The sequence below is a fragment of the Halocatena halophila genome, from assembly GCA_027563145.1.
GTDB classification, from domain to species: Archaea; Halobacteriota; Halobacteria; order Halobacteriales; family Haloarculaceae; genus Halocatena; species Halocatena halophila.
In genome coordinates, this window is the sequence record CP071307.1 from 588,185 (window position 1) to 609,811 (window position 21,627).

Genomic DNA, 21,627 nt, shown 5'->3' on the forward strand with positions numbered 1-21,627 from the left:
ATTGCGATTTGGATTCTCCCTGAACGCGTTTCGCCAGCACGAGCTTGCGGATGCCATCGATCACGTGGCAAGCGCTGGATACGACGGCGTAGAGCTCTTGCTCGATGAGCCACATCTCGTCCCCGGACAGACCAGCCAGGAGACGATCGACCAGCTACGGGCACAGCTTGCAGATCACAATCTCACGATCAGCAACTGCAACGCGTTCATGCTCCACGCGATCGAGCGATCGGATCGGGGAAAGCGCGTGGAGTATGCACGTCCAAGAGAGTCATTTCACCATCCGTCGTTCATCGAACCCATCGAGAGCGACCGACGTGCCCGTATCGAACACACCCGCCGTGCACTCGAGATGGCCGACACGCTCGGTGCACCCAGCATCTCGATTCCTCCTGGTGGCCCCCTTCCACAGGCGATGGACAGAACCACTGCGATGGAGCTGTTCATCGAGGGCGTCCAAGCGGTGACACCGACAGCAGAACGACTTGGGATCGATCTATTGATCGAACCCGAGCCGAATTTGCTCATCGAGTCCGCCGAGAAGCTACTGGCGTGTCTGGATCAAATCGATTCGCCAGCCGTCGGCTGTAACTTCGATGCGGGCCATTTCTTTGTCGCTGGCGGCGATCCCACAGCACTGATTGGCCCGCTCGCACCGTACACCCCACACTACCATCTCGAGGATATTCCGGCGGATCGAACACACGAACACACGCAGCTCGGAGCTGGCGTGCTCGACATCGACGGCTTTCTCAGCGCACTCAAAGAGCGTGACTACGATGGTTTCGTCACGGTCGAACTGTATCCGTATGAGAATACCGCGGTAGAAACGGCCACAACCGCCCAGGAGTATCTCCAGGAACACGGCTGGATGTGAGAATCTGTTCACACAATGGTGTCGACTGACAGCGTTTGGACGCCTCATCGTGTTCGACAGTCACTCGTGGCCTGGGCAACACTTGTTCGGCTTCCAAATCTCGGGACGGCACCGCCAGACGTAATCGCTGGCTGTGCGATCGGGCTCGCCGTTGGCCAGGGTGTGTCACTGCCCACCCTGGTCGGGGCCTCGTTCGCTTCGATCTGTCTGTACGGTGCAGGGACCGTTCTGAACGACTACGCCGACGCAGCTGTGGATGCTATCGAACGACCCAAACGACCGATCCCCTCGGGAGAAATTTCCGGACGTATGGCGCTCGCTGGAGGCCTAACCCTGCTCTGTGGTGGTATTATCGGTGGGTATCTTTCAGGAGGTCCGCAATCGGGAATCGTCGCAATCATCCTGGCCACACTGATCGTACTCTACGATGGACTGTGGAAAGGGAGCGTGCTCGGTTGGGTCACGATGGGTGCGTGCAGGGGAATGAACGTACTGCTCGGTGTATCACTGGCCGTTAATCCGCTCAATGCGCCACCATGGGCCATCGGTTACGCGATCGCGATTGCGCTCTATATTGGAGCCATCACCCGGCTAGCAGAGGGCGAAACGGGAGCACCAAACTCTCGAGCAGCACTTCTCGTCGCATACACAGCACTCCTCACCACAGTAGTTCCGTTCTGGTTGCTCATCGAAGAACCAACGACGATCGGTGCGCTCGGTGTGGGATATGGTTTGCTGGGCTGTTTTGGCTACTGGATCGGTCCTGTGCTCTACCGTACGTACACAGACCCGACGCCGGCGACGGTTGGTCCAACAGTTGGCGTCTGTTTACAGGGACTCGTGTTGCTGAACGGTGCCGTCGCCGGAGCGATTGTGCCGTCGCTGGGCATCATCGCGGGAGGCTGTTTCATGGCAACGGTTAGAATGGCAAAGACGTTCAAAATGAGCTGAGCGATCCACCCGTGGGCAACCGGTTCCCAAGCAGTTAATGTGATACAATGTGAGTGTCACCCATGGTTGAACTTGCGTTTTCGACGAACGCGTACACTGAATACGAACTGTCAGAGGCAATCGATCGGATCGCAGCAATCGGGTATGACGGCGTCGAGATTCTTGGAGATGTCCCACACGCGTTCTTTCCGGAGTTCGATGAGTCGTCATGGGTCACACTCGCAGAACATCTCGAGGAAGCTGCGCTTGCCGTCTCGAACGTGAACGCGAACACCGCACGTGGCTACTACGACGATGCGCCTCCCTCTTCATTTTTTGATCCGACGATTATCACCGCGAATACAACGGATCGGCGCTGGCGGATCGAGTATACGAAATCGGCAATCGATTTTGCGACCGTCGTCGACGCTCCTGCGGTCTGTCTCACCTCGGGGCGACCGCTTGCCGGAACGCCACCGGAACGGGCAAGAGAGTACCTACTAGACTCGCTCGCGGAGATCACACGCTACGCCGAAGCGAGAGACGTACACCTGGGAATCGAGTTCGAACCCGAACTGCTCATCGAGTGTACCGACGAAGCACTCGAGCTCATCGATGAAGTTGACAGCGACGCCCTGGGGATCAACCTTGATATCGGTCACGTTGCCGTCTACGGCGAGGACGTGCCTGCGGCAATCCGTCGCTGTGGGGGCCATCTCACTGGACTCCACATCGAGGATATCGTTGGGGGACGGGGTGGAAAGCATTACCATCGAATTCCTGGCGAGGGAGATCTCGATTTTGGACGGCTGTTCGATGCGCTCGATGATATCGATTACACGGGGCATGCGACACTGGAGCTCTACACCTATCCAGATACCCCTGATCGAGCGGCTCGAGAGTCGTTGCGTGTACTCTCTTCGTTTGTGTAATCACCGCCGCTCGAAACCAAGCGAAAGCGTGGCCGTTCGGTGGGTCTACCTCGCGAAAGACGGTCACTGCAAGAGTCTGGCGATAGTTTCGATCGGATGCGGGGGTCGGTCCTCATCAGTGTATGTCGACAGCTGGGACCGACACGACCCGCCGGGTGCGGTCACGACTTCGCCGTCACTTTCTCCGATTAGATCGAACAGCTGCTGGCCGATTGCCATCGACAGTTCGTAATGCTCGGCTTCGTAGCCGAACGAGCCGGCCATCCCACAGCAGCTCGAATCCAGTGGATCCACCTCGTAACCAGCACGGCGAAGCACGCCGACGGCGTGGTGGTCGCGATGGATTGCCGTCTGATTGCAGTGACCGTGGTACGCAAGCGTTTCGGTCGGCGTCGCCAGCGGAAGCGCTTCGATCAGTCGGCGACGATCGAGAAACTCCATGATCCCTTCTGCGGCCTCCGACACTGCCCTGACGCGATCTCCTTCCAGTAGATCCAGATACTCATCCTGGAACATGACCGCATCGGAGGGCTCAACGAACACCACGGTCCATCCATCCGCTACCCTGGGTGCTAGCGTCTGCACGTTGGTCTGTGCACGATCACTGGCGAGATCGAGCAGTCCCATTGAAAACGCCGCACGACCGCTTGGTGTGAGCTCATCACCTATCCGAACGTGAACGCCAGCGGCTTCGAGCACCTTGATCGCCGCTTTACCCACGGCCGGATAGCTGTAGTTAGTGTACGTATCGGGAAAGAGCACCACTCGTTCTGTGGCGTCAGCCGCCGGTATCGAGCTCGTATCTCGACTATCGAACCACGCGGTTAGCGATTCTCGGGTGAATCGTGGCAGTTCGCGGTTACGGGCAATGCCAAACAGCTTCTCCAAAAGAAGACGACTCCCCGGCAACCGGGGCCCAATCGTCGAAAGAGGTGCCGTCGCGCTTCCAATTGCGGCGAGCGTATCGATGTGCCCGAACAGCTTCGATCGAAGACCGACTCCGGTTTGTTCGTGGTGCTGGTGTTTGAGTTCGGCCTTCAATTTGGCCATATCAACACCCGTCGGACAGTCGCTTTTACAGCCCTTGCAGCCAATACAGAGATCGAGTACCTCCCGGTGGAATCGGTCGGACTGAAGCGTCTCTTCCGGAAGTTCTCCCGAGATGGCCGCTCGGAGCATGTTCGCACGCCCACGCGTGGATTGAATTTCGTCCTTTGAGGCACGATACGTCGGACACATCACATCGCCCGTCGTCTGCCGGCACGTTCCACAGCCGTTACACAACTCAACGAGATGAGAGAATCCACCTTCTTCGTCGAAATCGAGTTGAGTCTGTGGCTCGATGGACTGATACTCCGGCCCGTATCGGAGATTCGCTCGCATGTCCGCACCGACGCCTCGATCCGATGGTGGCCCCGGGTCTGTGCTGTCTTCGCGGTAGACCACGGTTCCCGGATTCAACAGCCAGTCGGGATCGAACGCCGTTTTTAGCCGTTTGAACGCCGTCCAGAGCGCTTGCCCGTACAGCTTGGGGTTGTACTCCGTTCGAGCCAGCCCGTCGCCGTGCTCACCGGAAAACGATCCGTCGTGTTCGACCACCAGATCGGTAACGTCGTCCGTTATCGAATGCATCGTCTCGACGCCGGATTCGGCTTTGAGATTGAGAATTGGACGAATGTGGAGCGTTCCGGATCCTGCGTGTGCAAAATACGCCGCCTCAGTGTCGTGTGCATTCAGGATTGACTCGAACTGTTCGACGTACTCGGCAAGCGCCTCGGGAGGGACAGTCGCATCCTCGATGAACGGATACGGTTTCGGATCGCCTTCGAGACTCATCAGCAGTGGGATGGCTGCCTTCCGGAGCTTCCACAGTCGTTGTTGTGCCTCGTCACTGTGGGCCTCACGAACGGCAAACGCCCTACCGTCGTCGACGAATCGACTCGTTACCTCTCCGATCGCCGCGTCGAAATCATCCACGAGTTCGTCGTCCCACTCCAACAACAGCGCGGCCGCCGTCTCTGTCGGGACATCGCGTGCGTATTCGGCGTATCCCTCTGATTCGCGAGCCAGCCGAAACACCTCCTCGTCCATCAGTTCGACCGCACTCACGGGATGTTCGAGCGCACGCGGCACGGCCTGTAACGCCGCCCGGAGGTCATCGAAACAGTACAGCGCCAGGGCGGTCTCTTCCGGACAGGTTACCAGCGAAACGCACGCCTCAACGACGATGCCCAGCGTTCCCTCCGCACCAACGAACAGTTTCGAGAGATTGATCACCCGGTCGCCAGCCTCGTTTTCGTAGATGACTTTTTGGAGATTATATCCCGAAACGGATCGCTTCAGCGACGGATACCGACGATCGATCTCGGCGGAGTGTGAGTTAACCAGCTCTCTGACCGTTGCATAGAGTATCGCCTCAGTTCCGCCGCGTTCGATGATCGCCTCGTACTCCTCGCCATCGAGGACAATTTCCCGGGTGTGAATCAACGTTCCGTCCGCAAGAACCACCCTGAGTTCCTCCGTGTACGCATCGGTAATGCCGTATCGAACCGAATGTGCACCAGTCGAGTTGTTTCCGATTCCCCCACCAATCGTTGCACGATTCGATGACGCGGGATCGGGGGCGAACTTCAGACCGTGGGGTGAAAGTTGGTCGTCGAGATGGTCCTGTACACAGCCGGGTTCGACGGTGGCACGTCTGGCAACAGGATCGATATCGACGATCTCATCCATATGTTTCGTGAAATCAAGTACGATACAGCCATGACCGACGGCCTGGCCTGCAAGCGATGAACCGGTGCCACGTGGAAGCAGTGGCACCGAATGCTCGGTCGCCGTTTCAACCGTCGCCTGGACGTCGGCCACCGTCTTCGGACAGACCACGCCCGCCGGTTGGGCCTGATAAATGCTCCCGTCAGACGCATACAGCACGCGGGCGTAGCTATCGAAACGTACCTCGCCGTCAACACGGTCACGAAGCGTTGCACCCAACGATTCGTACTCGGCAGGATCAATCGGCGTGGTCAGAGTTCTAGCATTCGACCGCCCCGAAACCCGTGGCTCTGTACACGCATCGTTACCTGTCATCATGCTCACTACACACAGGGCAGAAGTAAATCCTGGGGTGAACGCAACCAACTACACGGTCATTGACGCCAGCCAACCGTACTGCTGGAGTACCCCAACAGTAAACAACGCCAACAGAGATATTATTGTTGATATCATAACAAGTGGTACCTACAGATGGTCGAGAGAGCCCCCTGGCGAACGTCAATCCAGAACGACAGTGATAGATCAGCGGCCCAACGCCAGTATCACACACTGTTGGATGAACTGCAATCGCTCGCCGGTTTCGGCGTCTGGACGTACGATATCGCAGACGAGTCCCTTTACTGGAGTCCCCACGCCACAGCAGTTCATCCTATCGCTGGTGTTGATCGACCGACACTCTCCGCACTTCTTGAACAGTATCATCACCAGGACCGTGATACAATCGCTTCAGGGGTTTCGAAGGCGGTTGAGGATGGTGCGTCGTTTACTGTCGACGTTGCGTTGGCTGGGTCTGGTACAACAGAGCGACTGATCAGGCTCTCGTGTGCGCCACAGGTCGAGAACGGTGAGACATCCGCCCTCTTTGGTACAGTCGAAGACGTAACGGCAACCAAACGACGCGAGCAGCGGATCGAGATCCTCCGACGGACGAACCAGACGCTGCGAACGGCAAGCTCAAAAGATGATGTGGCATCCGTACTCGCGAGCGCCGCCAAAAACATTCTCGGACTCGTCAACACGACAGTACGGCTCGTGAGCGATGACGGGACAACCCTTGAGGCGGTCGTTGCGACCGAAGAGTGCGTCCAGCGGGCCGGGGATCGACCGGATTATGAGATTGCGGAGTCGACGCCCGCAGCACGGACGTTTCGAACCGGTGAGCCCGAGATTCATTCGGACCACGATCGAACTGACGACGATCACAGCCGCGGAGAGCTTCGTTCTGGGCTATACGTACCGATTGGAGACCATGGCGTACTCAGTGCTGGTGATGTGGTCGTCGACGCGTTCGAATCACACGACCTCGAAGCGGCGGGCTTGCTCGGACAACTGGGTGCTGAAGCAATCACGCGCATCGGATGGGTTCATCGCTCGCGTGCGATCTGATCGACGACAGCAATAAATCACCACACCCAATTTCTATTCGAGATTTACATAATAGAAATAGTTATGGTGTTAGAATATATCCATGGAATATGGCAGAGAAGATAACTGGGCGTCAACTGAAAACGACGCAAACCTCACTTGCGATACTTCGTCTCATTCTCGAACACGATGGGCTCACTCTCGCCGAAATAGATGAGTTCGTCGACAGTTCGAAGCCCTCCATCTGCAGCCATCTCAACACGCTTTGCGAGCATCGTTACGTCGTCAAGGACGACGGGGTCTACCGGGTGAGCTATCGACTCGCGCTGTTGGGACGGCGCAGCAGTCGTCGGTATCCGTCGATGGATGCCGTTAGCTCGGTCGTCGATGAGCTTGCCACAACCACGGGACAGGAGGCGAACTTCACAATATTCGAACACGGACGACTGTTGTTGTTCTACGGCGCTTCGAGTGATGAAGATGCTGTCGAAGGGTATCGATCGGAGTATTATCTGCACAATACGGCCGCTGGAAAGGCCATCCTGGCTGCACTGGATTCGGAGCGAGGTGAGGCGATAATCGACCGATGGGGACTCCCTCGAGAGGCACCAGCGACGATCACCAGTCGGTCGGAGTTGGTAGCAACGCTGGCGGAAATTCGCGGCGATGGACACGCAATCGTCGACGAGGAGTTCGCCCCGGGACTCGTTTCAGTCGGTGCACCGGTGTACGCTACCGATGGCTCCATACTCGGTGGATTGAGCGTTGGTGGACCGAAGTTCCGCATCGACATGACGCGACTGGATACCGACATCGCATCCACATTGCACGACGCAGTCGACACCCTCGAATCGGTTCTCTAGGGACTCGGATTGATCGTCAGAGTCGAATCCAACAGTCAGTTGAGGGTGTCTATCGGGGAAAAGGGGTGCGCTCCCATTCAAACCAGTAGCTTCAGGGCCCTTTCCAGAATGTGATTGCTGCATCGGTCTTTCCACAGATCAGTCCTCTCATCACTGTGTGGGAGATGCTACAACAGGTTCTAACATTTCGAAAATCGGGATGAGAATTTCTGCCAGTTCCCGGAATGGTGGATCTCGAGGAGCGGAAACCATTACAATCGTACGTTCGTAATTCTACACTGCGTATGCCTTCAGTAGACCTGCGTGAGCGGATCACCAAAACACCAGTACTAGACACCACCGTGTGAAAATACGCCGATCCACAGATGATGAACTATCATCCGATACAGTGAACGATACAATTACCCACAGAATGAAGCCATTCCCTGTGAAAGATGACAGCAATACCCAAGGATTCGAATGAACGTTGTAACTGCGACGAGACAGTAGTTACATTCACCGAATTCAGTAATCTCAATCCGAAAGAACCACGACAACTGTAGTAACGCTGTGGGGTTCACTGTGCACTACTGTCGTATCCACCATCGATCGTGAGTACTTCGCCAGTCATAAACGATGCTCCGTTGCTCGCCAGAAAGAGAACGGTGTCTGCGATTTCTTCTGGGGTTGCCACCCGTCCCATCGGGGTTCGCTCGTCAACGGTCGCCCGGAACGAAGATCCGTCATCGAGTTTATCACCAGCTAATGGGGTTTTCACAAATCCAGGCGCAACGGCATTGACGCGAATGTCGGGGGCCAGATCGGCTGCTGCAGCACGTGTTAGTCCGTTGAGTCCGCTTTTTGCCGCACAGTATGCAGGTCGGTTTTCTCGTGCCTGATCGGCCGACATCGACGAAATGTTGACAATAGCTCCGCCATCCATCGCTCGACCAAACACCTGGATGGCACGATAGACACCGGTGAGACACACGTCGATGTCGCGTTCGAATGTCGATTCGGACATCTCGAGGACAGACGCCGTGCCGACTGTGCCGGCGGAGTTGACAAGCAGATCGATTGAATCGAGGGTCGCCATTGCTGTGTCACAGAGCTGTTCGATCGACTCTCGATCACGAACATCACAGGTGGCCGCCGTTGTCGTTGCGTCACAATCACGGAGTTCAGCAGTAATGCTTGCGACCGCATCGCGAGAACGACTGGTTGCGATGACATCCGCATCCGCTTGGGCGAGCCGAAGGGCAATTGCACGGCCAATTCCGGTCGTTCCACCGATGACGACGACCCCGCTCCGTTCAAATCCATTTGTGATAGTCGATTGATTGACCATATGTGGATAGCTGTTTATGAAGGATAGAATATACCGTTTGTGGCACGTTCGAATCTGCGCCCACGACAGATGGCGGTCGACGGTGACCCCCACAGTTAATATTGTAACCACTGTGTCATCTACTACAATGGGTTTTCTTGACGAGACCTACCTGCTTGAAACGGACGCTGCACGGAAATTATACGACGCAATCGAGGAGCTGCCGATTATCGATCCACACAGCCACATCGATGTCGGCGAAATTGTAGCAAATGAGGGCTGGAACGACGTGTGGGAGCTTGAAGGCGCGACCGACCACTATGTCTGGACGGCGATGCGAAAGCGAGGCATCCCCGAAGATCAGATCACGGGGAAGGCATCGAATCGGGAGAAATGGAACGCCCTGGCGAGAATCGCTCCAGAGCTGGCCGGAAATCCGACGTACGAATGGATTCATCTCGATCTGAAGCGACGGTTCGACATTGAAAAACCACTCTCCGAATCAACCGCCGACGAGATCTGGAATGAAACGGCTTCACAGCTGGAATCCGACGAAAAGCGTCCGCAGGCACTGCTCCGGGAGATGGGTGTCGACGTTGTCTGTAGCACGGACGATCCAACGGCGACGCTCGAGTTGCACGAACGCGCCGATACACAAGTCGATAGCATCGACGTGTATCCCACCTGGCGAGCGGACAGGGCCGTCCACATCGGCCACCGAGACTGGGATGATTTCGTTCGCGAACTTCAGGGAGCGACCGGTGTTGATACGAGCAGCTTTACAGGCTTTCTCGACGCGCTTGAGACGACACACGACTATTTCGCCGAACATGGCTGTCGAGCGAGTGATCTGAGCGTTCAAGAGCCAGTTACTCGGCCCGTGAGCAAACGACGGGCAGCCACCATCTACGAGACAGAGCGCCGCGGCAAGTCACCAAATGACCGCCAAATTGCGGATTTTAAAGCGTTTATGATCGAGTATATCGGCGGGCTAAATGCCGAAAAAAGATGGGTCACGCAGTTTCACATCGGTCCTGTTCGGAATTATCGGGATGAGCTATTCGAACAGCTCGGTGCAGACGCTGGAGGCACCGTTACGACACAGACCATCGACATCGCTACAAATCTCCAACATTTTCTCAACACGTTCGATGGCGAATCGGAGATCGTCCTCTACTGTGTTGATCCGACACACTATCCAACACTCACGACGATCGCTCGAGCATTCCCGACCGTCAGTGTTGGGCCCGCATGGTGGTACAACGACAGTCCATTCGGCATGGAACACCAGCTCGAATACGTCGGTTCGGTCGATCTTCTCGCAAATCACGCCGGAATGGTCAGTGATTCTCGGAAACTGCTGTCGTTTTCCTCTAGATTCGAGATGTTCCGGCGCTCACTTGCGAACGTCGTCGGCAATCACGTCGAGCGTGGCCGGATGCCAATGGAGACAGCAAGAGAGCTAATCGAACACGTCGCCTACCACCGTCCAAAGCGATTATACGGATTTTGAGCTGCGTCGGTCGTATCTGGGTGGTGATTTTTTATACGATGTATTCAATTATTTGATGGAATGGGAGAAACTGTGTATGACGACTGCTGGTTGCGCTATGAACCGATTCAGAACCCAGCACGCCGATTGTCGTATCGAAAGCTGTGCTCACACGTGTTCACATCGACGGCCGGACCGGAGTTTGGTGTGATACGCGATGAGCTTCACACCGGTCTGACGGGATTGCTCGGTCGAGAGCCACACCTCTGGATGCACCCCCCCAGATCGGTCGATGGATTTCTCGCCGTCGGTCGGCGCGAACGGATGGCGGTCGTTCGGGCCGGGGTTGCGGAGACCGAGATCGATGCGCTTCACGAGGATGGGTATATCATTCGCTCGGTCGAATGGGAAGACACGGAGTGTCTCGTCATCACGGGAGCCACGAACGCTGGAATGGTGTATGGCACCTTTCATCTGCTCCGACTCCTTGCTACACGACAGCCGATCGACGAGCTCGACATCGTCGAGGAACCGAAAAACGACGCACGGATCATCAATCACTGGGATACTCCGTTTCGTCGCTCCGTTGAGCGCGGCTACGCAGGCTCGTCGATCTTTGACTGGGCGCAGTTGCCCCATCTCCGGGATCGATACCGTGATTACGCACGATTGCTCGCCGCCGTTGGTATCAACGGGGTCGTCCTCAACAACGTCAACACACAAACGCCAGACAGGCCCGGAGAGAATATGGCAACCGCTGGCATGGACGGCTGGCAGTTGCTCCAGTCGAAACAGCTCCCGAAGGTTGCAGCGCTCGCGAGCGTATTCCGACGGTACGGAATCAAGATCTACCTCTCGGTCAACTTCGGTGCACCTGTCCTCACGGGTGCGCTCAACACTGCCGATCCACTCGACGACGATGTCGTCCAGTGGTGGTCGGAGACATTCGATGCGGTGTACGACCACGTTCCTGATTTCGGTGGCGTGCTCGTGAAAGCCGATTCGGAGGGACAGCCGGGGCCACACGACTACAACCGGACCCACGCGGAGGGAGCGAACCTGCTCGGGCGTGCACTTGCCCCCCATGACGGGCGGGTTTTCTGGCGGGCATTCGTGTATGGTTCACACGATGATCGCGCCGTTCAGGCGTACAACACGTTCGCGGGGCTCGACGGAGCGTTTCACGAAAACGTCACCCTCCAGATCAAGAACGGACCAGTCGATTTTCAGCCACGAGAGCCAGTGTCGACGTTGTTCGGTGCACTCTCTGAGACAAATCTCGCGTGTGAACTCCAGATTACACAGGAGTACACGGGTCAGGGCGTACATATCTGCTATCTCGTCCCACAATGGAAGGAAATATTCGAGACCGATACCCACGCTCATGAAGAGCGAACACCGGTATCAGAGCTGCTCGCTCACAGTGACGGAAACGGCATCGCTGGGGTTGGAAACGTCGGTACAGATCCGAACTGGACCGGCCATTATCTGGCACAGGCGAATCTCTATGGATTTGGTCGCCTCGTCTGGGATCCAGATCTGGAGATCGAAACCATCACCGCAGAGTGGGTCACACAGACGTTCGGTAACGAGCCGGCCGTTGTCGAGACGGTGTCTAGCATCCTTTATGACTCCTGGCCCGCCGTTCTCGATTACATGACTGGGCATCTCGGGCTGTTACATATGATGTATAATAAGAATGATGTATTAGAAAACCACTACAATCCTGATCCATGGGAGTGGCCGGAGTATCACGGTGCGGATGACGATGGAATAGGCGTCGATCGGACCGACTACGCAGAACAGTTTCCCGAACCGCTCGCCGAGCAGTATCTGTCGGTCGAGGACTGTCCCACGGAGCTCCTTTTGTTTTTCCACCACCTCCCCTGGGAGTACGAGTACGAGGGAATTACTGTGATCCAGCGACTCTATGAAAACTGCGTTGCAGGAGTCAAAACCGTGCGGTCGATGCGCGATCGGTGGGCAGGTCTGGAGGGTGACATTGATCGGGCACGCCACCGACACGTAGCCGAGCGATTAGACGAACAGCTCGTTCACGCCAAGCAGTGGCGTGACACGCTCATCGCGTTTTTCTCCGAGTATGCTGATATTCCTGATCAAACGCAACACAGCGGCGGAGTAGATAACTAGTCGGAACGACGACCGCAGAGACGGTTCTCACCGAAGATTCGCCGGTTGAAGCAGTGATTCGGTATCATAGTGGGATCAATTTTTTAACTGTCCACTACACTTTTGATGATTCGGGCAAACTCGCGTGTATGACCGACGATGGGTGCCCGTATGAGAGCAGAGCGCGCGACTGGGAAACGCTGGATTCGGGGACGCTCCGAATTGCGATGGTTGGACTGGGCTGGTGGACTAGAGCACAGGCAATTCCAGCCGTCGAGCGGTCGAATTTCTGTGAGACAACCGTTGTCGTCAGTTCGAGCGCAGAAACGGCCGCTGCTGTCGAGAAACAAACAGACAGCGTTGAGACTGCCCTCACCTACGAAGCATTCGTCGATGGGGAGGCGATCGAATCATACGACGCCGTCTATATCTGTACGCCAAATGCCCGCCATCTTCCGTACGCGAGCGCAGCAGCCGACCACGGAAAGGCCATCCTCTGTGAGAAACCGATCGAAGCAACCACTGAGCGGGCAGATCAGCTCATCCGGGCCACTGAAGACGTTCCCCTGATGGTTGCATACCGGATGCAGACCGACCCCCAGGTGCGCCGGATGCGTGAACTCATTGCCACTGGCGCGATCGGCGATCCAGTAGGTGTCCATGGCCACATGGGCCAGCAACTGCTCGATGTAGTCTCTACCGATCCAGACCAGTGGCGACTTGCTCCCGAACTCGCCGGCTACGGCGCTACCGTCATGGACCTCGGCATTTATCCACTCAACACGGCTCGATTCGTTCTCGATGCAGATCCGGTGAGCGTAACTGCCCAGATGCACTCCGTGGATCAGGCGTTTTGTGACGTCCCCGATCAACACGCCACGTTCACGGTCAAGTTCGATGATGGCACGTATGCCGCCTGTACGGCCAGTCAGCACGCCCACCGGTCTGGACATCTCCGGATCGTTGGGACGAGCGGCGAGTTGGTTCTCGAATCCACCTTCCTCGGACAGTCATCGCAGCAACTCACGGTCTATAGACCCGATGGACGGAGCCTCGACATCAATGATGGCCGCGGTGATGTGTTCGGCGATGAGATGACCGAGGAGTTCGATTATTTTGCAGACCGCGTTCTCGGCGAGAACCCAATCTACCCCAACGGCGAGCACGCACGCACAGACATGCAAACGCTATCTGCCATTTACACCGCAGCGAAAGATGGTGTAGAGGTATCAATAATGTGATACCAAAAGAACACGAAGTAGAACAGTGTTGTCCCTAGTAGATATTATTTATTAGACTTCTTTTCTCAGCTACCAAGACATGAGAGGGATATATGTAGTAGTTCGTACTACAGAAAGGCTATCGACAGTATGGCAAATACAATTGTTTATTTAATATATGAAGAAGCATAACCCATTGAGACCCGGTATAGTGTCTCGCTGGCCTGTGATCTCATATGGGCGATCATATAAAATCACTACATCAGGACAAGAACAGATAGATCATATTATTGCTACTGATCAGTATATTCGAGGATTGTAGGCTGTAGGGAATATAATTATTATTGTTTCATCGACCAGGAAGAGGTCCGGAACAGCTATCACACAGAAACTGGCGTTTCCTGATACGATCCGTATTCGTCTTCGAAAACGCTCATGATCTCTCCCATTGTGGCGTACACCTTCACCGCATCAATGATCGCCGGCATGACGTTATCACCCGCTTCAATCGTCTCGGCAAGAGCGGTCAACGACGCTTTGACGGCTGTGTCATCTCGCTCAGATTTCACGCGTTCGAGTCGTTCGAGCTGGGTCTGTTCTGTGGATTCCTCTACTGTGAGAATATCGACTGCGGTGTCTTCTTCGATTTCGTAAGCATTCACGCCGACTACGGTCTCTTCACCGGCATCAACGCGCTGTTGATACTCATAGGAGGCTTCCTGGATCTCTCGATGGAAATAGCCGCTGTCGATGCCAGCGAGTACCCCGTCACGGACCGAGCCATCGCCCATTTCTTTGATCTCTTCGATATACGTCATGATCTCTTCTTCGAGTTCGTCGGTGAGTGCCTCGACCGCGAAACTGCCACCCAGCGGATCAACGATGTCGGCCGCTCCCGACTCTTCGGCGATGATCTGCTGGGTGCGCAGCGCCACTCGAACGGCTTTTTCCGAGGGGAGGGCAAGCGCTTCGTCGAACGAGTTGGTGTGTAGAGATTGTGTACCACCGAGGACACCGGCCAGCGCCTGGATCGTCACGCGGGCAACGTTGTTCAACGGCTGCTGTGCGGTTAGGGACTGACCGGCCGTCTGGGTGTGGAACTTCAGCCGGCGGGCATCCTCGGCACTCGCGCCGTACCAGTCAGCCATCACCCTGGCGTATATTCGACGGGCTGCGCGGAACTTCGCCACTTCCTCGAAGATGGAGTTGTGCGAGTTAAAGAAAAACGAGAGCAACGGAGCGAACGTGTCTACATCCAGCCCACGATCGAGACAGTCCTCGACGTAGGCAAAGCCATCAGCAAGCGTGAATGCCGCCTCCTGGGCCGCCGTCGAGCCGGCTTCCCGAATGTGATAGCCAGACACAGACACCGGATGGAACTGGGGCGTCTGTTCGACCGCGAATTCAATCGTGTCCGTGACGATCGACAGCGAGGGGTGTGGCGGAATTACCCACTCCTTTTGGGCGATAAACTCCTTGAGCATATCATTCTGGAGCGTGCCGTCAATCTCCCCACGGGGAACGTCCTGCTGGTCGGCAAGCGCAACGTACATCGCGTAGATGACGGGTGCGCTGGGATTGATGGTGAAAGACGTCGAGACCGAACCAATGTCGATGCCATCGAATAGCACCTCCATGTCAGCGAGTGTGTCTACCGCCACACCCTCCTTTCCTACCTCACCCTCGCTCATTGGATGATCGGAATCGATTCCCATCAGAGATGGCATGTCGAACGCCGTTGAGAGCCCGGTCTGACCGTTCTCTATCAGGTAATGGAATCGTTCGTTCGTCTCGGAAGGAGTTCCAAAGCCCGCGAACTGTCGCATCGTCCACGTCCGACCGCGATACATCGTGGGATATGCCCCGCGGGTGAACGGTGGCTCACCCGGCTGACCGAGATCTCGTTCGTAGTCGAGATCGGCCACGTCATTGGGTGTGTACAGCCGATCGACGCCATGATTCGAGACGGTTGCGAACCGGTCCTGACGCTCTCCGTACGCATCCAGTACGGGATCGAGCGTCTCCTCGGTCCACTGTTCGTGGGACTCCCTGATCGTGGAAAGATCGTCATCGTCGAACATGTGCCTGGCCGTTTGGTTGCCGATAAGAAAACAGTTCCTGTGATTCTTTTATGGAGAGGGCATCGATTAAGGTTGGTAATATCCGTTGAGAATTTCGTTGACACTGGCAGGCTACAGCCACTGTAGGTGATTCTCCCCCAAGCTTTTTTATAATTCAATATTTTTGGATAAAAATCTGTGGCGTATTTCCACGTCGTGAAATTCTCCATGAATTCCAATACAGTGGCATCCATTGGCCCAGATTGTGTCAGACCCTCCATCGCAGAAAGATCCAGTAAGTTCCGGTGATACTGTCCCTCCAGACAATCAGACGCCAACCTGGACCGATCGGAAAGCACGTACGCAGGGGCTCTCGCAGCTCACCTATGAGTATTTCGAGCGCGCCCGCCACGAGGACCAGGCGTTGCGGACTTCATCGAGCTACATCGAGCGGGATGTACTCGGATTTCCCACGTGGCCCCACGAAACGATACGGAATCTGGCAATCGCATCATTCTTTATTGGGATGATTATGTTTCTGTCGGCGACGATGCCGCCACATCTCGAAGCACCAGCTGATTCATCGACCACGCCCGCCGTGATACTCCCGGATTGGTATCTCTACTGGTCGTTCGGGCTTTTGAAACTCGGTTTTCTGAATCCAGAGCTTTCGATTCTAGGCGGAGAAAAGTTGATGACCGATAGAATGTACGCTGTGCTCGCCAATCTGCTCGTGATAGGGGTGATAGCCATCGTTCCATTTTTGAACAAAGGATCGGCTCGCAGGCCCGTAGAACAGCCATTCTGGGCAGCCATCGGCGTTGGTGGGGTGATATTTTCGATTACCATTGCGGCGCTATCGGTCAAAAACCTCTTTCCTGAAATGCTTCCCCCACACGTGCTGCAGGATCTCACATTTTTGCTACCCATCGTGGGAGCGTGCCTTTCGTATGCCGTCTTGAAAACAATGCGAGAAGGGTACATGTACGAGCTGAATCGTCGGTATTACCGACTCAGACCACCACGATAGTGCAGAGCTACATTCCTTTCAACCGAACGCCTTCTCTCGGAGCGAACAAATCATATTGTGGCAAAACTCATACGAATCGGTGCCCACGTTAGCAGTTACCACAAAAACGTCAGCGAGTGACGACGTTTCTCCATGAGACACCCCCAGTCAAGACTGTAACGTGAGTACCCCACCCACCCCTCGTCAAGAGTGAAAGCACAGACGGGAGGGGCCCCACCAGCAATAGAGGCAATTACTGTAACAATGGTGGTGTTGGTTGGTAATACGCGTAAGTTCTACTCGATGGATAGAGCGGAAGTATCCCCTCGTTTCTCCTGAATCAAGATGGATCATATGATCCATCTTCATTCGTTGGATTCACTCAATGGACTTTTCTCCTCTATCGCTATTAAAGCTACCGATAAAAAGTTAACATATGCTACGTTACTAGTCTAGAATCGTCTAGTTACTAATTCAAAATTGAAACAACCGTATTATAATATAAAATACTATTCCTTCTAGATCAATCCTAGCTAGAGATCCGACATAGAAACATACTTTCTAGAAATCTATTTAAAATAGCAACAAGCATCGTCTTAGGTTGGGATGTCTGGCTTCTACCGATATACTGCCTACAAAGGAACTTTTGACGGAGTTCTCGACTACTATTGGTCGATCGATCGGGGTTATTTTCTTACCAATCTCTCTATTTTTTCTCATTTTCTTCTCGATTGCTCCGCGGTTCTCCCCCTGAATTCCGATTCCCAGTGCATGAACAACGCAGTCCACCACCCCATCCGTTTGTTCGCTTTCACTCTTGACGAGGGGTGGGTGTGGGAGAGATCGCGTTGGTCGAGACCCCTGTGATTGGTTACACTCTTGATCGGGGGTGGGTGTCATCGGAACCAGGAACCAATCGCGATCTACCACTGGATGTTTGCACGGTTTCATTCTGGACGAGGGGTGTGCCCCACACTGAGTGGTACGTTTTTAAATCTAATACTGGAATAATTCGTTCATATTCTTTAATATATTCGTTCGTACTAGGTTTGTTGACGGAAATCACCGTTCAGTTGCGTTTCACTCTGGACCAGGGGTGGGAGAATCGACTTCTGAAGCGAGATCGACGGACTGTCTTTGATGAACTCCCGTTGTTGTGCTGTGTCGAAGAACGTGTGACACTTCGTTTTTGACTGCCGGTGTCCGCATAAAGGAACGCCACTGGTCGTTGGTGGAGGACCCGCGATGAATACACTCTGTTTTCGGTATTCATATTAATATTCTGATATGCATCGTACGATACGGCTACCCCCCTGTGTAGTGGTGAGTTACACTCTTTCTCAGGAGGGATAAACCTAAGTAAACGCCCTTCACTGATATCTATATACATGGTCGATGAGGCTCCGCGACTCTCCGACTTCGACGATCGATTCGAGGATCCCTCGAAGGATCCCCTGTTTAACTTCGACGACGACACCGCTCACGCGCACATCTTCAACCGCAAGGAGCTACTCAAAGTCGGCCACGTTCCAGAGAGCGCCCGCATCGTTGGTCGCGACGATGAGATTGAGGCCGTTGCGGCGGAGCTTCGTCCAATCGTTCACAATCAGCCACCAAACAACGTGATGATCTACGGCAAAACCGGAACGGGAAAATCACTCGTTGCCAGACACGTCACTGAACGGGCAAAACGAGCAGCAGAAGCGAAGGGAGCGTCGGTGGGAATGGTCTACGTTGACTGTGCACAGCACAATACGCAAACACGCGTCGCCCGTTCGATCACGCGGACGGTAAACGACAACGATATCACCGGCTTTGACATTCCACGGTCCGGGATCGGCAGTGGCGAGTACTACGACTATCTCTGGGATATTCTCGATCTACGCTACGATGCGGTCGTTATCATTCTCGACGAGGTCGATCGGCTAGAAAACGACGACGTTCTCATGCAACTCTCTCGCGCACGCGAATCTGGCAAGGCCGACTGCCATCTCGGAATCATCGCTATCAGCAACAAGATCGAGTACCACAACGAGCTCAACGAGCGGGTCAAAAGCAGTCTCCGGGAAGAAGAGTTCGTCTTTCAGCCCTACGATGCGAATCAACTCCGGGAAATCATGAACCATCGTCGTGACGCGTTTCACGATGGAGTGATCACGGACGACGTGATTCCGCTGACGGCCGCGTTCGCCGCCCAGGAACACGGCGACGCACGAAAAGCAATCGAGATCCTTCGCCATGCAGGTGAACTGGCCGAACGACAGAACGCCGATAAAATCTCCGAATCCCACGTCAGAGACGCCCAGGAATGGGCCGAAATCGATCGCTTCGAAGAACTGCTCAGGGGGTCGACTACGCAAGTCAAGTTCATTCTCTATGCGCTGGCATTGCTCACGGAAAACAACGATGCAGACGAGTTTTCGACGAGTCACATCTACGACCACTACACTGAAATCGCCGACACGCTGGGTACGAAAACGCTCAGCGAACATCGCGTCTACGAACTGCTCAAAGAACAGGCGTTTCTCGGCGTGGTCGAGTCCACCCGCACAGGCGGTGGCCGGGGCCAGGGCAGTTATCTCGAACATCGACTCGTTCAAGACACCGATATCGTTCTCAAATCTGTCCTCCGCGACAGCCAGCTCGAAAAGCTAGCCTGAGTTGTCACCCGTGCCGAAAGTTGTGTGTTCGTCGATTCTCTCCGCTGAGTATCTACCATGCGACAACTCTCAGATGTTCTCAGTGTGGCATATCGATTCCGAAGCTTTTGTGCTCTTTCGCGAAGACTCATTCTACACTCCTAATATGTGTCCCATGAGAAACTGCCTCCATCACCGACAGCAACTGGAAAAAACTCATTGCGATTCAACTGGCATAGCTGTTGGATTCGGACGACGAACGACTGTCATCGCTGACCGGAGAGGTCCCCACAGGCCTACTGCCGATAGTGCGGATAGTGTGTAAGATATAGCACACAGAAAACCAATACAATAATACGATACTCCAATTATGGGTCAAACAATGGATCGATTGCGGACGATCGGCCGACGGTGGATTGGCCGACTCTGCTTCGTCTGTCTGTCGAGTGGAATATTCACGTTCGAGCTGGTTCGCGGGCTCTCGACGATCAATCTCCGCCTGGATCTGTTCGCGATCATCATTATCGTGGGGACGATTCAGGCGGTGATCTCCGCTGTCACCTTCTCGAGTGTCCTGTCGCTTTCCGGGCTGGTGTTTATCGTCCAGCTTCTTGATCCGTTAGACGATCGACTGACGGCCCGTCTGCGTGACCGACTGTCGTGGAGGGATACGCGTTCGTCCACAAGCGAGCCAGTCACAGTCTCCGAAGACGATCCGGTTGGAGCAATTGTCCCCGTGTATACGGATGCGGCGATCCTGGATAAAAGCGTCACGAGTCTAATCGCGTCGACAGTTCCGGTGAACGTGTATATTGTCTGTGAACCGGACGACGGACCGAGTATTACCCGTGCTCGAACGCTTGCGTCTCGATATGAGCCGGTATACTGTCTGATCAACGAGAGATACACCGGAACAAAAGCCGGTGCAATCAATTTCGCCGTCGAAGAAACTGATGAGACGTATATTGGCGTGTTCGACGCGGACGAATCAGTCCACCCGAAATTTCTGGAGACAGCACTCGAAGGGCTCGAATCGTACGATATCGTGCAGGGAAGAACGGTGCCACGTGCACCAGGGGTCATTGAAGCCTTCGCCTACTACGAATCCGTGCTACTCAGCTATGTGACGAGTCGGGTGTTGAATCTCGTCACTGGCTTTAAACTGGCAGCGAGTCGAGCAGTCGTGCTCCATCGGTCTGCATTCGAATCGGTCGATGGATACGACCCGGAGATGGTCACGGAGGATTACGAATTCGCCTATCGATGCTATCGAAACGGGCTTTCCGTGAAAGAACAGCTTCGGTATCCCTCGACGATTGAAGCTGCACACACGATCGATGACTGGTGGGGGCAACGAAAACGGTGGATGAGCGGCTACGCGCAGGTGCTTCATCTTCTCGTTCGTGAATGGTTACCCCCTCGTTCCTTTCGGGACCTGCTCAGCGTCGGCATCTGTCTGAGCTCGGTGTTCGGCAATCTACTGTTGCTGTCGCTGACCGCAAAATTCGTCGTTCTGGTGGTCATGGGTGATCCAGTCCTCTCGATGCTCCCGCTCGTCACAATCGTCGCTATCACTGGACTCGTTCGTGGTATCGACTACGCGAACGGAACAGTCGATCGAATTGGCTGGGAGTGGCTGCTCACACCACTGGTATTTCCACTGTATGGACTCGCAGCAACGAAAGCCATCACCGAGTACGCCATCGAAGGCACGACCGACTGGTATCACGTTGAGAAGGGTGTGTGACAGAGATACAAATAGACAGCATCTACGATTAATTGATTTTGAACTAACGACAAATATTATAATATTCCACAATTTGATGGATGTATAGATACTGCTCTCTAGCATCATCCTTGCTGGCGTCCATCTATTACTGTTCTGACTGAATTTCATATATGAATACTCATCAGTATAGGTTGCATTTATCAAGACAGTATCTCCGTATTTTGGGGTGTATACGATTTTACTGTCCGAAAAAGCAATTGACGAGCCTTATTGGCACAGTAAATACATTATACTAACATATTG

Annotated in this window: 14 protein-coding genes; 11 read left to right on the forward strand and 3 right to left on the reverse strand. The window is 54.7% G+C overall.

Annotated elements, in window-relative coordinates; all coding sequences use genetic code 11:
• The first annotated feature begins 1 nt into the window (after window position 1).
• The 3 genes from JXQ78_RS16755 (at window position 2) to JXQ78_RS16765 (ending at window position 2,739) form a co-directional block, all read left to right on the forward strand.
• Window positions 2-877: a sugar phosphate isomerase/epimerase family protein gene (locus JXQ78_RS16755; protein ID WP_330632983.1), complete on the forward strand. Its 876-nt coding sequence runs from the start codon at window positions 2-4 to the stop codon at window positions 875-877.
• A 66-nt stretch (window positions 878-943) separates the two neighbouring features.
• Window positions 944-1,828 carry a UbiA family prenyltransferase gene (locus JXQ78_RS16760; protein WP_330632984.1) on the forward strand — a complete coding sequence of 295 codons (885 nt, stop codon included), beginning with the start codon at window positions 944-946 and terminating at the stop codon, window positions 1,826-1,828.
• 62 nt (window positions 1,829-1,890) lie between these two features.
• The gene (locus tag JXQ78_RS16765; protein ID WP_330632985.1) at window positions 1,891-2,739 is read left to right on the forward strand and encodes a sugar phosphate isomerase/epimerase family protein; all 849 of its coding nucleotides are present in this window, start codon (window positions 1,891-1,893) and stop codon (window positions 2,737-2,739) included.
• 63 nt (window positions 2,740-2,802) lie between these two features.
• Here the strand turns inward: JXQ78_RS16765 and JXQ78_RS16770 are convergent, their stop codons facing one another.
• Window positions 2,803-5,829 (reverse strand): FAD-binding and (Fe-S)-binding domain-containing protein, encoded by a 3,027-nt coding sequence (locus JXQ78_RS16770; RefSeq protein ID WP_407934060.1) that lies wholly within the window; start codon window positions 5,827-5,829, stop codon window positions 2,803-2,805.
• A gap of 153 nt (window positions 5,830-5,982) precedes the next feature.
• On the opposite strand from JXQ78_RS16770, the gene JXQ78_RS16775 reads away from it, so the two are divergent.
• Both JXQ78_RS16775 and JXQ78_RS16780 read left to right on the forward strand, forming a co-directional pair.
• Window positions 5,983-6,897 (forward strand): GAF domain-containing protein, encoded by a 915-nt coding sequence (locus JXQ78_RS16775; protein ID WP_330632987.1) that lies wholly within the window; start codon window positions 5,983-5,985, stop codon window positions 6,895-6,897.
• Between the two features lie 89 nt (window positions 6,898-6,986).
• The gene (locus JXQ78_RS16780) at window positions 6,987-7,739 is read left to right on the forward strand and encodes an IclR family transcriptional regulator (RefSeq protein ID WP_330632988.1); all 753 of its coding nucleotides are present in this window, start codon (window positions 6,987-6,989) and stop codon (window positions 7,737-7,739) included.
• Between the two features lie 556 nt (window positions 7,740-8,295).
• On the opposite strand, the gene JXQ78_RS16785 is transcribed toward JXQ78_RS16780, so the two are convergent.
• Window positions 8,296-9,066, reverse strand: coding sequence for an SDR family NAD(P)-dependent oxidoreductase (locus JXQ78_RS16785; protein ID WP_330632989.1), 771 nt, complete (start codon window positions 9,064-9,066; stop codon window positions 8,296-8,298).
• 127 nt (window positions 9,067-9,193) lie between these two features.
• On the opposite strand from JXQ78_RS16785, the gene uxaC reads away from it, so the two are divergent.
• From uxaC to gfo6, 3 genes are all read left to right on the forward strand, one after another.
• A complete protein-coding gene (gene uxaC, locus JXQ78_RS16790) occupies window positions 9,194-10,558 on the forward strand; it encodes a glucuronate isomerase (protein ID WP_330632990.1) in 1,365 nt (454 codons plus the stop codon).
• A gap of 60 nt (window positions 10,559-10,618) precedes the next feature.
• Entirely contained in the window at window positions 10,619-12,688 is a 2,070-nt protein-coding gene (locus JXQ78_RS16795; protein ID WP_330632991.1) for an alpha-glucuronidase family glycosyl hydrolase, read from the forward strand.
• A 128-nt stretch (window positions 12,689-12,816) separates the two neighbouring features.
• A complete protein-coding gene (gfo6, locus tag JXQ78_RS16800; RefSeq protein WP_330632992.1) occupies window positions 12,817-13,908 on the forward strand; it encodes a D-xylose 1-dehydrogenase Gfo6 in 1,092 nt (363 codons plus the stop codon).
• A gap of 359 nt (window positions 13,909-14,267) precedes the next feature.
• Here gfo6 and JXQ78_RS16805 read toward each other — a convergent pair whose 3' ends face one another.
• Window positions 14,268-15,968: an acyl-CoA mutase large subunit family protein gene (locus tag JXQ78_RS16805; RefSeq protein ID WP_330632993.1), complete on the reverse strand. Its 1,701-nt coding sequence runs from the start codon at window positions 15,966-15,968 to the stop codon at window positions 14,268-14,270.
• Window positions 15,969-16,209: 241 nt separating this feature from the next.
• Here JXQ78_RS16805 and JXQ78_RS16810 point away from each other — a divergent pair, with 241 nt between their 5' ends.
• The 3 genes from JXQ78_RS16810 (at window position 16,210) to JXQ78_RS16820 (ending at window position 21,342) form a co-directional block, all read left to right on the forward strand.
• Window positions 16,210-16,977: a cytochrome b family protein gene (locus JXQ78_RS16810; protein WP_407934086.1), complete on the forward strand. Its 768-nt coding sequence runs from the start codon at window positions 16,210-16,212 to the stop codon at window positions 16,975-16,977.
• 1,367 nt (window positions 16,978-18,344) lie between these two features.
• Window positions 18,345-19,616: an orc1/cdc6 family replication initiation protein gene (locus JXQ78_RS16815; protein WP_330632995.1), complete on the forward strand. Its 1,272-nt coding sequence runs from the start codon at window positions 18,345-18,347 to the stop codon at window positions 19,614-19,616.
• A gap of 361 nt (window positions 19,617-19,977) precedes the next feature.
• Entirely contained in the window at window positions 19,978-21,342 is a 1,365-nt protein-coding gene (locus JXQ78_RS16820) for a glycosyltransferase (protein WP_330632996.1), read from the forward strand.
• Window positions 21,343-21,627: the final 285 nt, after the last annotated feature.

Excerpts from the sequence above, each read along its gene's own strand:
- JXQ78_RS16765 (WP_330632985.1), top strand. The coding sequence starts at position 1,891 with ATGGTTGAACTTGCGTTTTCGACGAACGCGTACACTGAATACGAACTG.
- JXQ78_RS16770 (WP_407934060.1), bottom strand. The coding sequence starts at position 5,829 with ATGATGACAGGTAACGATGCGTGTACAGAGCCACGGGTTTCGGGGCGG.
- JXQ78_RS16775 (WP_330632987.1), top strand. The coding sequence starts at position 5,983 with ATGGTCGAGAGAGCCCCCTGGCGAACGTCAATCCAGAACGACAGTGAT.
- JXQ78_RS16780 (WP_330632988.1), top strand. The coding sequence starts at position 6,987 with ATGGCAGAGAAGATAACTGGGCGTCAACTGAAAACGACGCAAACCTCA.
- JXQ78_RS16785 (WP_330632989.1), bottom strand. The coding sequence starts at position 9,066 with ATGGTCAATCAATCGACTATCACAAATGGATTTGAACGGAGCGGGGTC.
- uxaC (WP_330632990.1), top strand. The coding sequence starts at position 9,194 with ATGGGTTTTCTTGACGAGACCTACCTGCTTGAAACGGACGCTGCACGG.
- JXQ78_RS16795 (WP_330632991.1), top strand. The coding sequence starts at position 10,619 with ATGGGAGAAACTGTGTATGACGACTGCTGGTTGCGCTATGAACCGATT.
- gfo6 (WP_330632992.1), top strand. The coding sequence starts at position 12,817 with ATGACCGACGATGGGTGCCCGTATGAGAGCAGAGCGCGCGACTGGGAA.
- JXQ78_RS16805 (WP_330632993.1), bottom strand. The coding sequence starts at position 15,968 with ATGTTCGACGATGACGATCTTTCCACGATCAGGGAGTCCCACGAACAG.
- JXQ78_RS16815 (WP_330632995.1), top strand. The coding sequence starts at position 18,345 with ATGGTCGATGAGGCTCCGCGACTCTCCGACTTCGACGATCGATTCGAG.
- JXQ78_RS16820 (WP_330632996.1), top strand. The coding sequence starts at position 19,978 with ATGGATCGATTGCGGACGATCGGCCGACGGTGGATTGGCCGACTCTGC.